An 18,049-nucleotide genomic window follows, 5' to 3' on the forward strand; every position below is an offset into this window, starting at 1 on the left:
CAGTTATCGACAATATATTGACGTCAAAAGCACCAAACATACTATTGAAACATTCCATCAGAAAGCGGCAATTCAGCGCCGGCTGGCATGGAAGCCAAATTGAACGGGTAGCCCGGAGAGTCCAATGAGCAGTGTTGTTGCCATCGTCAAAAGCATTGTTGGCCAAGTAATCGCCGTATCCCCAGAAGGGATTCAACGTGTACTCATCGAAGGTGACCGCCTGTTCGCTGGCGAGCAGGTGCTCACTGGCCTGGCCGGCGCCGTCACCCTGGAACTGGCCGACGGCCGCACCCTGGACCTGGGCCGTGACACCCAGTGGAGTGCCGAGGCCCCGGACAGCAGCACTGACCTGGCGGCAGCAACCGCCCAGGCTGCGCCTTCGGTCGAAGAGCTGCAGCAGGCCATCGCCGCCGGCGCTGACCCGACCACCGAACTCGAAGCCACCGCAGCAGGCCCGTCGGCCGCCGGTAGCGGCGGCGCGGCCGGTGGTGGCCATAGCTTCGTCATGCTCGACGCCACGGCAGGCTCGGTCGACCCGACCATTGGCTTCCCAACCGGCCCGATCGGCTTTGTCACCGGCGCTGCGACCCAGGAACTGGGCGGCCGGGACGATGCCAACAACCCCAACACCACCACGCCTACACGCGAATCCGGCCTGAGCCTGAGTGCCACGCCGTCGATCACCGAGGCGGGTGGCGTAATCATCTACACCGCCACCCTGGGCCAGCCACCGCTGACCGACCTGACCGTGACCCTGTCCAACGGCCAGGTCATCGTCATCAGCGCCGGGCAGACCAGCGGCAGCGTCAGCGTGACCATCCCGCCGAACGACACCGTGTACCTGGACGGCAGTGAAATCTCCGCGACCATCACCGGCACCACCGGCGGCGCGGGCCTGATCATCACCCCGGACACCACCCCGGCAGTGACCCAGATCACCGACACCATCGACACCACCACGGTCAGCCTGACGGCCAACCCGAGTGTCACCGAAGGCGGCGTGATCACCTACACCGCCACCCTGACCAACCCGGCGCAGACGCCGGTGACCGTCACCCTGTCCAACGGCAGCACCATCACCATCGGCGCCGGCCAGACCACCGGCACCGTTGATGTGCAGACGCCGCCGAACGACGTCTACAACAACGGCAGCAGCGTCAGCACCACCATCACTGGCGCCACTGGTGGCAACTTCGAGAACCTGGTACCGAACCCGAACCCGGCGGTCACCACCATCACCGACTCGATCGATGACACCGGCCTGAGCCTGAACGCCACCGGCAGCGTCGCCGAAGGCGGCTCGATCATCTACACCGCGACCCTGACCAACCCGGCCGGCACCCCGGTGACCGTGACCCTGAGCAACGGCGCGGTGATCACCATCGCCGCCGGCCAGACCGAAGGCAGCGTCACCGTGCCGGCGCCGAGCGATGACGTGTATGTCGATGCCGGCAACGTCAGCGTCAGCATCGACAAGGTCGATGGCGGCAACTTCGAAAACCTGGTGGTCAGCAACCAGCCGGCGGTCACCGAAGTTACCGACACCATCGATACTTCGACTGTCACCCTGACCGCAAACAGCAGTGTTGCTGAAGGCGGCGTGGTCACTTACACCGCTTCGGTTACTGCGCCGGTGACTGGCTCTGCGCTGGTTATTACTCTGGCCAATGGTCAGCAGATCACTATTCCTGTTGGTCAGAGCACTGGCTCGGTTGAGTTTGTTGCGCCGAACAACGTGCACACTACCAATCCGGACCTGACCAACAGCATCACTGGCACCACCGGCGGCAACTACGAGAAGCTGGACACTGCCGGTAATCCGGTGACTACCGTTACTGATGGTCCAGGTACTGACGACACTACCGGTCTTAAACTGACCGCTACTGGCTCGGTTGCTGAAGGTGGTTCGATTGTTTATACCGCCACGCTGACCAACCCGGCTGGCACCGAAATGAAGGTGACCCTGAGCAATGGTGAAGTGATCACCATTGCTGCGGGGCAGACTGAAGGCAGCATTACCGTTGCTGCGCCTGCCGATGATGTCTACATCGACGCCGGTGAAGTCAGCGTCACTGTTACCGGCACCACTGGCGGCGACTTCGAAAAAGTTGCTGTAGATGGCACTCCGGCTGTAACGCAAGTTACTGACACCATTGATACTTCGACTGTCACTTTGACAGCGAACAGCAGTGTTGCTGAAGGCGGCGTAGTTACTTACACCGCTTCGGTGACTGCGCCGGTTACCGGTTCTGCGCTGGTTATTACTTTGGCCAATGGTCAGCAGATCACTATTCCTGTTGGTCAGAGCACTGGTTCGGTTGAGTTTGTTGCGCCGAACAACGTGCACACCACCAACCCGGACCTGACCAACAGCATCACCGGCACCACCGGCGGTAACTACGAGAAGCTGGACACTGCGGGCAACCCAGTGACCACCGTTACCGACGGTCCAGGTACTGACGACACTACCGGCCTGAAGCTGACCGCCACCGGCTCCGTCGCTGAAGGCGGCGACATCGTCTACACCGCTACGCTGACTAACCCAGCGGGCACCGAAATGAAGGTGACCCTGAGCAATGGTGAAGTCATCACCATCGCCAAGGGCCAGACCGAGGGCAGCATTACCCTGCCTGCGCCGGCGGATGACGTGTACGTCGATGCCGGTGAAGTTAGTGTGACCATCACTGGCACTACTGGCGGCGATTTCGAGAAAGTCGAAGTCGACCCGGCTGCCGCTGTAACTGAAGTCACCGATACCATCGACACCAGCACCGTCACCCTGACCGCGACTCCAAGCGTCACCGAAGGCGGCGTGGTTACCTACACCGCTTCGGTTACTGCGCCAGTAACTGGTTCGAACCTGGTGATCACTCTGGCCAACGGTCAGCAAATCACCATCCCTGTAGGTTCCAGCACCGGCACCGTGGACTTCGTTGCACCGAACAACGTGCACACCACCAACCCGGACCTGACCAACAGCATCACCGGCACCACCGGCGGTAACTACGAGAAGCTGGATACCGCTGGTAATCCGGTAACTACCGTTACTGATGGCCCAGGCACCGATGACACTACCGGTCTGAAACTCACCGCGACTGGCTCGGTTGAAGAAGGTGGTTCGATTGTTTACACCGCCACGCTGACTAACCCGGCGGGCACCGAGATGAAAGTCACCCTGAGCAACGGTGAAGTCATCACCATTGCCAAAGGCCAGACCGAAGGCAGCATTACCCTGCCGGCGCCGGCGGATGACGTGTACATCGACGCCGGTGAAGTCAGTGTCACTGTGACCGGCACCACCGGTGGTGACTTCGAGAAGCTGGCTGTGGATAACACCCCAGCCGTCACCGAAGTGACTGACACTATCGATACGTCGACTGTCACTTTGACCGCGACTCCAAGCGTTACCGAAGGCGGCGTGGTTACCTATACCGCCTCGGTTACTGCTCCGGTGACCGGCTCTGCACTGGTGATCAACCTGGCCAACGGTCAGCAAATCACCATCCCTGTAGGTTCCAGCACCGGCACCGTGGACTTCGTTGCACCAAACAACGTGCACACCACCAACCCGGACCTGACCAACAGCATCACCGGCACCACCGGTGGTAACTACGAGAAGCTGGACACTGCCGGCAACCCGGTCACCACCGTCACCGACGGTCCAGGCACCGATGACACTACCGGTCTGAAACTCACCGCGACTGGCTCGGTTGAAGAAGGCGGTTCGATTGTTTACACCGCCACGCTGACCAACCCGGCGGGCACCGAGATGAAAGTCACCCTGAGCAACGGTGAAGTCATCACCATTGCCAAAGGCCAGACCGAAGGCAGCATCACCCTGCCGGCGCCGGCTGATGACGTGTACGTCGACGCGGGCGAAGTCAGTGTCACTGTCACTGGCACCACTGGTGGTGACTTCGAGAAACTGGCTGTGGATAGCACCCCGGCCGTGACCGAAGTGACTGACACTATCGATACGTCGACCGTCACGCTGACCGCTACCCCAAGCGTCACCGAAGGCGGCGTTGTCACCTACACCGCTTCGGTTACTGCGCCAGTGACTGGCTCCGCGCTGGTGATCAATTTGGCTAACGGCCAACAGATCACCATTCCTGTGGGTTCCAGCTCGGGTACCGTGGACTTCGTTGCACCGAACAACGTGCACACCACCAACCCGGATCTGACCAACAGCATCACCGGCACTTCGGGCGGTAACTACGAGAAGCTGGACACTGCAGGTAATCCGGTGACCACCGTTACTGATGGTCCAGGTACTGATGACACCACCGGTCTCAAGCTGACCGCGACGGGTTCGGTTGAAGAAGGTGGTTCGATTGTTTACACCGCCACACTGACCAACCCAGCCGGCACCGAGATGAAGGTGACCCTGAGCAATGGTGAAGTCATCACCATCGCCAAAGGCCAGACCGAAGGCAGCATCACCCTGCCGGCGCCGGCGGATGACGTGTACATCGACGCCGGTGAAGTCAGTGTCACTGTGACCGGTACCACCGGTGGCGACTTCGAGAAGCTGGCTGTGGATAACACTCCAGCCGTGACCGAAGTCACCGACACCATCGATACTTCGACCGTCACTCTGACCGCGACTCCGAGCGTGACCGAAGGCGGCGTTGTCACCTACACTGCTTCCGTTACTGCGCCAGTGACCGGTTCTGCGCTGGTCATCAACCTGGCCAACGGCCAACAGATCACCATCCCGGTCGGCTCCAGCTCGGGTACCGTGGACTTCGTTGCACCGAACAACGTGCACACCACCAACCCGGATCTGACCAACAGCATCACCGGTACCACCGGTGGTAACTACGAGAAGCTGGATACAGCCGGCAACCCGGTGACCACCGTTACCGACGGACCTGGCACCGATGACACTACCGGCCTGAAGCTGACCGCCACCGGCTCCGTCGCTGAAGGCGGCGACATCATCTACACCGCTACGCTGACCAATCCAGCTGGCACCGAGATGAAAGTCACCCTGAGCAATGGTGAAGTCATCACCATCGCCAAGGGCCAGACCGAAGGCAGCATCACCCTGCCGGCGCCGGCTGATGACGTGTACGTCGATGCCGGTGAAGTCAGCGTTACTGTGACTGGCACTACCGGTGGTGACTTCGAGAAACTGGCTGTGGATAACACTCCAGCCGTCACCGAAGTGACTGACACCATCGACACCAGCACCGTCACTCTGACCGCTACTCCAAGCGTTACCGAAGGCGGCGTGGTTACCTATACCGCCTCGGTTACTGCTCCAGTGACCGGTTCTGCGTTGGTCATCAACCTGGCCAACGGCCAACAGATCACCATCCCTGTGGGTTCCAGCTCGGGCACCGTGGACTTCGTTGCACCGAACAACGTGCACACCACCAACCCGGACCTGACTAACAGCATCACCGGTACCACCGGAGGTAACTACGAGAAACTGGACACTGCGGGCAACCCGGTGACCACCGTTACTGATGGTCCAGGTACCGATGACACTACCGGTCTCAAGCTGACTGCGACTAGCTCGGTTGAAGAAGGTGGTTCGATTGTTTACACCGCCACCCTGACCAACCCAGCCGGCACCGAGATGAAAGTCACCCTGAGCAATGGTGAAGTCATCACCATTGCTGCGGGTCAGACTGAAGGCAGCATCACTGTTCCAGCTCCAGAAGACGACGTGTATGTCGACGCGGGTGAAGTCAGCGTTACTGTGACTGGCACTACTGGTGGCGACTTCGAGAAACTGGCTGTGGATAACACCCCAGCCGTGACCGAAGTCACCGACACTATCGATACTTCGACTGTCACGCTGACCGCTACCCCAAGCGTCACTGAAGGTGGCGTCGTCACCTACACCGCTTCGGTTACTGCGCCAGTGACCGGTTCTGCGTTGGTCATCAACCTGGCCAACGGTCAGCAGATCACCATCCCTGTGGGTTCCAGCTCGGGTACCGTGGACTTCGTTGCACCAAACAACGTGCACACCACCAACCCGGACCTGACCAACAGCATCACCAGCACCACCGGTGGTAACTACGAGAAGCTGGATACCGCAGGTAATCCGGTGACCACCGTTACTGATGGTCCAGGTACTGATGACACTACCGGTCTCAAGCTGACCGCCACCGGCTCCGTCGCTGAAGGCGGCGACATCATCTACACCGCTACGCTGACCAATCCAGCTGGCACCGAGATGAAAGTCACCCTGAGCAATGGTGAAGTCATCACCATCGCCAAGGGCCAGACCGAAGGCAGCATCACCCTGCCGGCGCCGGCTGATGACGTGTACGTCGATGCCGGTGAAGTCAGCGTTACTGTGACTGGCACTACCGGTGGTGACTTCGAGAAACTGGCTGTGGATAACACTCCAGCCGTCACCGAAGTGACTGACACCATCGACACCAGCACCGTCACTCTGACCGCTACTCCAAGCGTTACCGAAGGCGGCGTGGTTACCTATACCGCCTCGGTTACTGCTCCAGTGACCGGTTCTGCGTTGGTCATCAACCTGGCCAACGGCCAACAGATCACCATCCCTGTGGGTTCCAGCTCGGGCACCGTGGACTTCGTTGCACCGAACAACGTGCACACTACCAACCCGGACCTGACTAACAGCATCACCGGTACCACCGGAGGTAACTACGAGAAACTGGACACTGCGGGCAACCCGGTGACCACCGTTACTGATGGTCCAGGTACCGATGACACTACCGGTCTCAAGCTGACTGCGACTAGCTCGGTTGAAGAAGGTGGTTCGATTGTTTACACCGCCACCCTGACCAACCCAGCCGGCACCGAGATGAAAGTCACCCTGAGCAATGGTGAAGTCATCACCATTGCTGCGGGTCAGACTGAAGGCAGCATCACTGTTCCAGCTCCAGAAGACGACGTGTACGTCGATGCTGGCGAAGTCAGCGTGACCGTGACCGGTACCACCGGTGGCGACTTCGAGAAGCTGGCTGTGGATAACACCCCTGCTGTCACCGAAGTCACCGACACTATCGATACGTCGACCGTCACCCTGACTGCGACTCCGAGCGTGACTGAAGGCGGCGTTGTCACCTACACCGCTTCGGTTACTGCGCCAGTGACTGGCTCCGCGCTGGTGATCAACCTGGCCAACGGTCAGCAAATCACCATTCCAGTCGGCCAGAGCAGCGGCACCGTGGACTTCGTTGCACCGAACAACGTGCACACCACCAACCCGGATCTGACCAACAGCATCACCGGCACCACCGGTGGTAACTACGAGAAGCTGGACACGGCGGGCAACCCGGTGACCACCGTTACTGATGGTCCAGGTACCGATGACACTACCGGTCTCAAGCTGACTGCGACTGGTTCGGTTGAAGAAGGTGGTTCGATTGTTTACACCGCCACGCTGACCAACCCGGCGGGCACCGAAATGAAGGTCACCCTGAGCAATGGTGAAGTCATCACCATCGCCAAGGGCCAGACCGAAGGCAGCATCACCCTGCCGGCGCCGGCTGATGACGTGTACGTCGATGCCGGTGAAGTCAGCGTTACTGTGACTGGCACTACCGGTGGTGACTTCGAGAAGCTGGCTGTGGATAACACTCCAGCCGTCACCGAAGTGACTGACACCATCGATACTTCGACTGTCACTCTGACCGCTACCCCAAGCGTCACCGAAGGCGGTGTCGTCACCTATACCGCTTCGGTCACTGCGCCAGTGACCGGCTCTGCGTTGGTGATCAACCTGGCCAACGGCCAACAGATCACTATCCCGGTCGGCCAAAGCTCCGGCACCGTGGACTTCGTTGCACCAAACAACGTGCACACCACCAATCCGGACCTGACCAACAGCATCACCAGCACCACCGGTGGTAATTACGAGAAGCTGGACACTGCGGGCAACCCAGTGACCACCGTCACCGACGGTCCAGGCACCGATGACACTACTGGTCTGAAACTCACCGCGACTGGCTCGGTTGAAGAAGGTGGTTCGATTGTTTACACCGCCACCCTGACCAATCCGGCTGGCACCGAAATGAAGGTCACCCTGAGCAATGGTGAAGTGATCACCATTGCTGCGGGGCAGACTGAAGGCAGCATTACCGTTGCTGCGCCTGCCGATGATGTCTACATCGACGCCGGTGAAGTCAGCGTCACTGTTACCGGCACCACTGGCGGCGACTTCGAAAAAGTTGCTGTAGATGGCACTCCGGCTGTAACGCAAGTTACTGACACCATTGATACTTCGACTGTCACTTTGACAGCGAACAGCAGTGTTGCTGAAGGCGGCGTAGTTACTTACACCGCTTCGGTGACTGCGCCGGTTACCGGTTCTGCGCTGGTTATTACTTTGGCCAATGGTCAGCAGATCACTATTCCTGTTGGTCAGAGCACTGGTTCGGTTGAGTTTGTTGCGCCGAACAACGTGCACACCACCAACCCGGACCTGACCAACAGCATCACCGGCACCACCGGCGGTAACTACGAGAAGCTGGACACTGCGGGCAACCCAGTGACCACCGTTACCGACGGTCCAGGTACTGACGACACTACCGGCCTGAAGCTGACCGCCACCGGCTCCGTCGCTGAAGGCGGCGACATCGTCTACACCGCTACGCTGACTAACCCAGCGGGCACCGAAATGAAGGTGACCCTGAGCAATGGTGAAGTCATCACCATCGCCAAGGGCCAGACCGAGGGCAGCATTACCCTGCCTGCGCCGGCGGATGACGTGTACGTCGATGCCGGTGAAGTTAGTGTGACCATCACTGGCACTACTGGCGGCGATTTCGAGAAAGTCGAAGTCGACCCGGCTGCCGCTGTAACTGAAGTCACCGATACCATCGACACCAGCACCGTCACCCTGACCGCGACTCCAAGCGTCACCGAAGGCGGCGTGGTTACCTACACCGCTTCGGTTACTGCGCCAGTAACTGGTTCGAACCTGGTGATCACTCTGGCCAACGGTCAGCAAATCACCATCCCTGTAGGTTCCAGCACCGGCACCGTGGACTTCGTTGCACCGAACAACGTGCACACCACCAACCCGGACCTGACCAACAGCATCACCGGCACCACCGGCGGTAACTACGAGAAGCTGGATACCGCTGGTAATCCGGTAACTACCGTTACTGATGGCCCAGGCACCGATGACACTACCGGTCTGAAACTCACCGCGACTGGCTCGGTTGAAGAAGGTGGTTCGATTGTTTACACCGCCACGCTGACTAACCCGGCGGGCACCGAGATGAAAGTCACCCTGAGCAACGGTGAAGTCATCACCATTGCCAAAGGCCAGACCGAAGGCAGCATTACCCTGCCGGCGCCGGCGGATGACGTGTACATCGACGCCGGTGAAGTCAGTGTCACTGTGACCGGCACCACCGGTGGTGACTTCGAGAAGCTGGCTGTGGATAACACCCCAGCCGTCACCGAAGTGACTGACACTATCGATACGTCGACTGTCACTTTGACCGCGACTCCAAGCGTTACCGAAGGCGGCGTGGTTACCTATACCGCCTCGGTTACTGCTCCGGTGACCGGCTCTGCACTGGTGATCAACCTGGCCAACGGTCAGCAAATCACCATCCCTGTAGGTTCCAGCACCGGCACCGTGGACTTCGTTGCACCAAACAACGTGCACACCACCAACCCGGACCTGACCAACAGCATCACCGGCACCACCGGTGGTAACTACGAGAAGCTGGACACTGCCGGCAACCCGGTCACCACCGTCACCGACGGTCCAGGCACCGATGACACTACCGGTCTGAAACTCACCGCGACTGGCTCGGTTGAAGAAGGCGGTTCGATTGTTTACACCGCCACGCTGACCAACCCGGCGGGCACCGAGATGAAAGTCACCCTGAGCAACGGTGAAGTCATCACCATTGCCAAAGGCCAGACCGAAGGCAGCATCACCCTGCCGGCGCCGGCTGATGACGTGTACGTCGACGCGGGCGAAGTCAGTGTCACTGTCACTGGCACCACTGGTGGTGACTTCGAGAAACTGGCTGTGGATAGCACCCCGGCCGTGACCGAAGTGACTGACACTATCGATACGTCGACCGTCACGCTGACCGCTACCCCAAGCGTCACCGAAGGCGGCGTTGTCACCTACACCGCTTCGGTTACTGCGCCAGTGACTGGCTCCGCGCTGGTGATCAATTTGGCTAACGGCCAACAGATCACCATTCCTGTGGGTTCCAGCTCGGGTACCGTGGACTTCGTTGCACCGAACAACGTGCACACCACCAACCCGGATCTGACCAACAGCATCACCGGCACTTCGGGCGGTAACTACGAGAAGCTGGACACTGCAGGTAATCCGGTGACCACCGTTACTGATGGTCCAGGTACTGATGACACCACCGGTCTCAAGCTGACCGCGACGGGTTCGGTTGAAGAAGGTGGTTCGATTGTTTACACCGCCACACTGACCAACCCAGCCGGCACCGAGATGAAGGTGACCCTGAGCAATGGTGAAGTCATCACCATCGCCAAAGGCCAGACCGAAGGCAGCATCACCCTGCCGGCGCCGGCGGATGACGTGTACATCGACGCCGGTGAAGTCAGTGTCACTGTGACCGGTACCACCGGTGGCGACTTCGAGAAGCTGGCTGTGGATAACACTCCAGCCGTGACCGAAGTCACCGACACCATCGATACTTCGACCGTCACTCTGACCGCGACTCCGAGCGTGACCGAAGGCGGCGTTGTCACCTACACTGCTTCCGTTACTGCGCCAGTGACCGGTTCTGCGCTGGTCATCAACCTGGCCAACGGCCAACAGATCACCATCCCGGTCGGCTCCAGCTCGGGTACCGTGGACTTCGTTGCACCGAACAACGTGCACACCACCAACCCGGATCTGACCAACAGCATCACCGGTACCACCGGTGGTAACTACGAGAAGCTGGATACAGCCGGCAACCCGGTGACCACCGTTACCGACGGACCTGGCACCGATGACACTACCGGCCTGAAGCTGACCGCCACCGGCTCCGTCGCTGAAGGCGGCGACATCATCTACACCGCTACGCTGACCAATCCAGCTGGCACCGAGATGAAAGTCACCCTGAGCAATGGTGAAGTCATCACCATCGCCAAGGGCCAGACCGAAGGCAGCATCACCCTGCCGGCGCCGGCTGATGACGTGTACGTCGATGCCGGTGAAGTCAGCGTTACTGTGACTGGCACTACCGGTGGTGACTTCGAGAAACTGGCTGTGGATAACACTCCAGCCGTCACCGAAGTGACTGACACCATCGACACCAGCACCGTCACTCTGACCGCTACTCCAAGCGTTACCGAAGGCGGCGTGGTTACCTATACCGCCTCGGTTACTGCTCCAGTGACCGGTTCTGCGTTGGTCATCAACCTGGCCAACGGCCAACAGATCACCATCCCTGTGGGTTCCAGCTCGGGCACCGTGGACTTCGTTGCACCGAACAACGTGCACACCACCAACCCGGACCTGACTAACAGCATCACCGGTACCACCGGAGGTAACTACGAGAAACTGGATACCGCAGGTAATCCGGTGACCACCGTTACTGATGGTCCAGGTACTGATGACACTACCGGTCTCAAGCTGACCGCCACCGGCTCCGTCGCTGAAGGCGGCGACATCGTCTACACCGCTACGCTGACTAACCCAGCGGGCACCGAAATGAAGGTGACCCTGAGCAATGGTGAAGTCATCACCATCGCCAAGGGCCAGACCGAGGGCAGCATTACCCTGCCTGCGCCGGCGGATGACGTGTACGTCGATGCCGGTGAAGTTAGTGTGACCATCACTGGCACTACTGGCGGCGATTTCGAGAAAGTCGAAGTCGACCCGGCTGCCGCTGTAACTGAAGTCACCGATACCATCGACACCAGCACCGTCACCCTGACCGCGACTCCAAGCGTCACCGAAGGCGGCGTGGTTACCTACACCGCTTCGGTTACTGCGCCAGTAACTGGTTCGAACCTGGTGATCACTCTGGCCAACGGTCAGCAAATCACCATCCCTGTAGGTTCCAGCACCGGCACCGTGGACTTCGTTGCACCGAACAACGTGCACACCACCAACCCGGACCTGACCAACAGCATCACCGGCACCACCGGCGGTAACTACGAGAAGCTGGATACCGCTGGTAATCCGGTAACTACCGTTACTGATGGCCCAGGCACCGATGACACTACCGGTCTGAAACTCACCGCGACTGGCTCGGTTGAAGAAGGTGGTTCGATTGTTTACACCGCCACGCTGACTAACCCGGCGGGCACCGAGATGAAAGTCACCCTGAGCAACGGTGAAGTCATCACCATTGCCAAAGGCCAGACCGAAGGCAGCATTACCCTGCCGGCGCCGGCGGATGACGTGTACATCGACGCCGGTGAAGTCAGTGTCACTGTGACCGGCACCACCGGTGGTGACTTCGAGAAGCTGGCTGTGGATAACACCCCAGCCGTCACCGAAGTGACTGACACTATCGATACGTCGACTGTCACTTTGACCGCGACTCCAAGCGTTACCGAAGGCGGCGTGGTTACCTATACCGCCTCGGTTACTGCTCCGGTGACCGGCTCTGCACTGGTGATCAACCTGGCCAACGGTCAGCAAATCACCATCCCTGTAGGTTCCAGCACCGGCACCGTGGACTTCGTTGCACCAAACAACGTGCACACCACAAACCCAGACCTGACCAACAGCATCACCGGCACCTCCGGCGGTAACTACGAGAAGCTGGACACTGCGGGCAACCCGGTGACCACCGTCACCGACGGTCCAGGCACCGACGACACCACCAGCCTCAAGCTGACCGCGACTCCAACGGTCAATGAAGGCGGGTCGATCACTTACACCGCGACGCTGACCAATCCGGCCGGCACCGAGATGAAGGTCACCCTGAGCAACGGTGAAGTCATCACCATCGCCAAGGGGCAAACAGAAGGCAAGATCACCATCGATGCCCCAAGCGACGATGTCTACATCGACGCCGATAAGCTGAGCGTGACGGTCACTGGCACCACCGGTGGCGACTTCGAGAAACTGGCTGTGGATAACACCCCGGCAGTCACCGACGTCAAAGACACCATCGACACCAGCACCGTGACCCTGACCGCCAGCACCAACAGCGTGGTCGAAGGCGGCGTGGTCACCTACACCGCCAAAGTCAGCGCGCCTGTAACCGGCTCCGACCTGGTCATCAGCCTGGCCAACGGCCAGAAGATCACCATCCCTGTAGGTTCCAGCACCGGCACCGTGGACTACGTTGCGCCAAACAACGTACACACCACCAACCCTGCCCTGACCAACAGCATCACCGGTACCACCGGCGGTAACTACGAGAAGCTCGATAGCGCCGGCAACACCACCGTCACCGTCACCGATGGCCCGGGTACCAAGGACAACACCGGCCTGTCGCTGACGGCTACCGACACCGTGGCAGAAGGCGGCAAGATCACCTACGTGGCCAAGCTGACCAACCCGGCCGGCACCGAAATGAAGGTCACTTTGAGCAACGGTGAAGTCATCACCATCGCCAAGGGCCAGACCGAAGGCAAGATCACCATCGATGCCCCGAGCGACGATGTCTACATCGACGCCGGCAAGCTGAGCGTGACCGTCACCAGCACCACCGGTGGCGATTTCGAACAGCTGACCGTGAGCAACGTACCGGCAGTGACCAACGTCACTGACACCATCGACACCAGCACCGTGACCCTGACCGCCAGCACCAACAGCGTGGTCGAAGGCGGCGTAGTGACCTACACCGCCAAAGTCAGCGCGCCTGTAACCGGCTCCGACCTGGTCATCAGCCTGGCCAACGGCCAGAAGATCACCATCCCTGTAGGTTCCAGCACCGGCACCGTGGACTACGTTGCACCGAACAACGTGCACACCACCAATCCGACCCTGACCAACAGCATCACCGGCACCACCGGTGGCAACTACGAGAAACTGGTCAGCACTGGCAACACCAGCACCACCGTCACCGACGGCCCGGGCACCAAGGACTCCACCAGCCTGATCCTGACCGCGACGCCGACCGTGGCTGAAGGTGGCTCGATCACTTACGTGGCCAAGCTGAGCAACCCGGCGGGCACCGAGATGAAAGTGACCCTGAGCAACGGTGAGACCATCACCATTGCCAAGGGCCAGACCGAGGGCAAGGTAACCATCGCCGCCCCTGGCGATGATGTGTACATCGATGCCGGTAGCGTCAGTGCGAAAATCACTGGCAGCACCGGTGGTGACTTCGAAGAACTGAAGATCGACGGCTCGTCCGCCGTGACCAGCGTCACCGACACCATCGACACCACCAACCTGACCCTGAGCGCCACGCCATCGGTTGCCGAAGGTGGCAACATCATCTACACCGCGACCTTGAGCAACAAGGCGCAGACCGCGGTCACCGTGACCCTGAGCAACGGTGCGACGATCACCATCGAGGCCGGCAAGACCACCGGCACTGCCAGCGTGCCTGCGCCAGCGGATGACGTGTACATCGATGCCGGCAGTGTCAACGCGACCATTACCGGCGCCAGCGGTGGCAACTTCGAAGACCTGGCAATCAGCAAGCAGCCAGCTGTCACCCAGGTGACCGATACCATCGACACCACCACCGTCAGCATCACCGGCACCACCTCGGTGGCCGAAGGTGACTCGGCCAACTACACCCTGACCCTGACCAACAAGGCGCAAACCGATGTGGTCATCAAGCTGACCTATACCGGTACCGCCACCAATGGTGCGGACTACACCGGCGTGGCCACCGTGGTGATCAAGGCCGGTAGCAACACCGGTACCTTCAGCGTGCCGATCATCCGTGACGGCATTGCCGAGAGCGCCGAGAACTTCACCGTGAAGATCGACTCGGCCACTGGCGGCAACTTCGAGAACCTGGCGATCAGCGGCAGCGCTGGCAGTGTCACCACCACCATTGTCAGCAACGAGGCACCGGTTGCCGCGGGCGGCGCCGTGACGGGTACCGAAGACACCGACCTGGTGCTGAGCTGGGCCAACTTCGGCATCACCGATGCCGACACCCCGGCAGCCAACCTGGGCCTGACCATCACCAAACTGCCTGCCGACGGCGTGCTGCAGTACAAAGATGGCAACGTCTGGAAAACCCTGACTGAAGCCGACGCTGGCAAGGTCTTCAGCAAGGCCGACATCGACGCTGGCAAGCTGAAGTTCGTGCCGGATCGCAACGAGTCGGGCATCGATGCCAACGGCGGCACCGGCGTCGGCAACAAAGAAGCCGACTACGCACAGATCAAGTACAAGCCAACCGACGGCCAGGGCCTGGGCAACGAAGCCACCATCAAGGTCGATATCACCCCGGTGGCCGACAAGCCTGACCTGAACATCGGCAGCAACAACGTCAACTCGATTGGCCTGGTCAAAGAGACCTGGAACAGCCTCAACGGCCTGGGCACCAACGGCAACGGCATCACCGGCGATGCGCTGAAAACTGTGTTCGACAACTCGGGCAAGGCCAACAGCAGCTCGCAGGTCACCAACGCCCAGTCGGACGCCAGCGTCGTCGGCGGTTCGGGCTCGAAGACCTCCGGCCTGATCTACCTCGAAGCGGGCAAGACCTACAGCTTCAGCGGTGTCGGCGATGACAGCCTGCTGATCACCATCGGCGGCAAGAATGTGGCCCAGGCGACCTGGGGCGCAGGCGGTGCGATCAGTGGTTCGTTCAAGCCGACCATCAGCGGCTACTACACCCTGGACATCTACCACGCCAACCAGAGCGGCCCGGGCAGCTATGACGTCAACCTGTCGGTCAACGGCAGCACCCCGGTTGACCTGAGCAACGCCAACATCCCGATGTACCCGGGCGTGAACGAGCTGACCAACGCCGGCGTTACCGTTGGCGAGCTGCACGGTGCCAACGGCGAGGGTTACTACCAGGGCTACAAGCTCAATGAAGGCGCCGAGAACGGCACCGTCAAGCTGGTCGGTATCGCCACCAACCTCACCGACACCGATGGCTCGGAAACCCTCAACGTCAAGCTCGGCGGTATTCCGGCAGGCTCGGTGCTCAGCGATGGCGCCGGCCACACTGTCACCGTCGGCAAGGGCGAAGTCGATGTCACCGGCTGGAACCTCAACGGCCTGAGCATCAAGCCGCCAGCCTACTACCAGGGCCAGTTCGATGTGACCGTCACTTCGCGGGCAACCGAGAAGGCCAACGGCAGCACCGACTTCACCCAGGGCACCATCAAGGTCACCGTTTACCCGGATACCTACACCACCAGCAACCTGACGGCCGAGAACGACAGCCGCGAGCTTGGCACCGGCAACGACATCGTCGTCGCCGACGTCAACGGCCTGCACGTGGTACCGGGGCAGGACTACAACCTGGCGTTCATCGTCGATACCTCCGGCAGTATGAAAGCCGCCGGTGTCGACGCTGCGCAAAAGTCCCTGCAGTCGGTGTTCGACACCCTGGCCAACAGCGTCAAGGGTGCGCAGTCGGGTACCGTGAACATCCTGCTGGTGGACTTCTCCAGCCAGGTGAACAAGTCAGTCTCGGTCAACCTGTCCGATGCCGGCTCGCTGCAAGCGCTGAAAGATGCGCTCAAGGCCATGTACTCCGACGGCGGCACCAACTATGAGGACGCCTTCAAGACCACGGCCAACTGGTTCCAGACCCTGAAGAATGCCGGCAACACCGGTAGCAACCAGACCTTCTTCATTACCGACGGCCAACCGACCTTCCACCAGGCCAACGAGCAAGGCAACCCGCAGCTGGCCAACTCCGGCTGGACCCTGGACAGCTTCCTCCAGGCGATCAACTACAAGCCTGGCGATACGCTGAACCGCTACCAGCTGGACAGCAACAACCGGGTCAGTATCGACGCCGACGGTAACCTCAATGCCCAGTACAAGTACTACGGCAGCTGGTACACCTCGACCTCGGGCACCATTCGTGCCCAGGGCGACGGCACCTTCGAGCTGTCCAGCCGTTCCGGTTGGGGCAATGGCACCAGCAACGACACCTGGAACAACTCGCTGGACGGCTTCAAGATCCTCAGCGGGCTGTCCAGCGTTGAAGCCATCGGCCTCAACAGTGGCGTCAACGTCAACGACCTCAAGCCGTTCGACAGTGACGGCAAGCCGCAGACCAACATCGACCCGAGCAAGCTGGCCGAGGCGATCCTCGGACACACCGAGGCCACCAAGCCGGGCAACGATACGGTCAGCGGCGGCGACGGCCACGACATCCTGTTCGGCGACCTGGTCAGCTTCGACTCGATCGCCGGCAACGGTGTCGAGGCCATGCAGGCCTACGTGGCCGGCAAGCTGGGCGTAGCCCTGGGTGACGTCGATGGCCGTGTGCTGCACCAGTACATCAGCGAGCACGTCAGCGAGTTCGATGTGTCGCGCAGCAACGATGGCGCCGACATCCTCATCGGTGGCGACGGCAACGACATTCTCTTCGGCCAGGGTGGCAACGACTACCTCGATGGCGGCAAGGGCAATGACATCCTGCTCGGTGGTACCGGCAACGACACACTGCTGGGCGGTGAAGGCAACGACATCCTCATCGGCGGCAAGGGCGATGACATCCTGATCGGTGGCAGCGGTGCCGACACCTTCGTGTGGAAGGCCGGCGACACCGGCAAGGACGTGATCAAGGACTTCAAGGCTGCCGAAGGCGACCGTCTGGACCTGAGCGACCTGCTCCAGGGCGAGAAGGCCAGCACCATCGACAACTACCTGAAGATCACCACGGTCAACGGTGAGTCGACGCTGCAGGTCAGCTCCGAAGGCAAGCTCAATGCCACAGGTGGCCTGGCCAATGCCGATGTGACGATCAAGCTGGAAGGCGTCAACTGGGCCAATACCACGATCAACTCGCTGGTAACCGGTGCCGACCCGACCATCAAGATCGACCACTCCAACAGCTGATCCACGGCCTGCGCCAGCCCTCCCGGGGCTGGCGCGGTGCTGCGGACTTTGCCTGCACCGTATTCACAGCGCATACTCGCTCGCCGGGGCTAGACGCCCGGCCAGCTTGGCCTATGCTGCTGACTGCGGATACGGACTGACATTCAGAGGGATACC

The 18,049-nt window shown here is 60.4% G+C and carries 1 protein-coding gene; it reads left to right on the plus strand.

What is annotated here, in order from left to right; genetic code table 11:
- The first annotated feature begins 124 nt into the window (after positions 1–124).
- Entirely contained in the window at positions 125–17,893 is a 17,769-nt protein-coding gene (locus tag BLR26_RS02510; protein WP_256326694.1) for an immunoglobulin-like domain-containing protein, read from the plus strand.
- The last annotated feature ends 156 nt before the right edge of the window (positions 17,894–18,049 follow it).

The organism is Pseudomonas sp. UC 17F4 (assembly GCF_900101695.1).
Lineage (GTDB): Bacteria > Pseudomonadota > Gammaproteobacteria > Pseudomonadales > Pseudomonadaceae > Aquipseudomonas.

Excerpts from the sequence above, each read along its gene's own strand:
- BLR26_RS02510 (WP_256326694.1), top strand. The coding sequence starts at position 125 with ATGAGCAGTGTTGTTGCCATCGTCAAAAGCATTGTTGGCCAAGTAATC.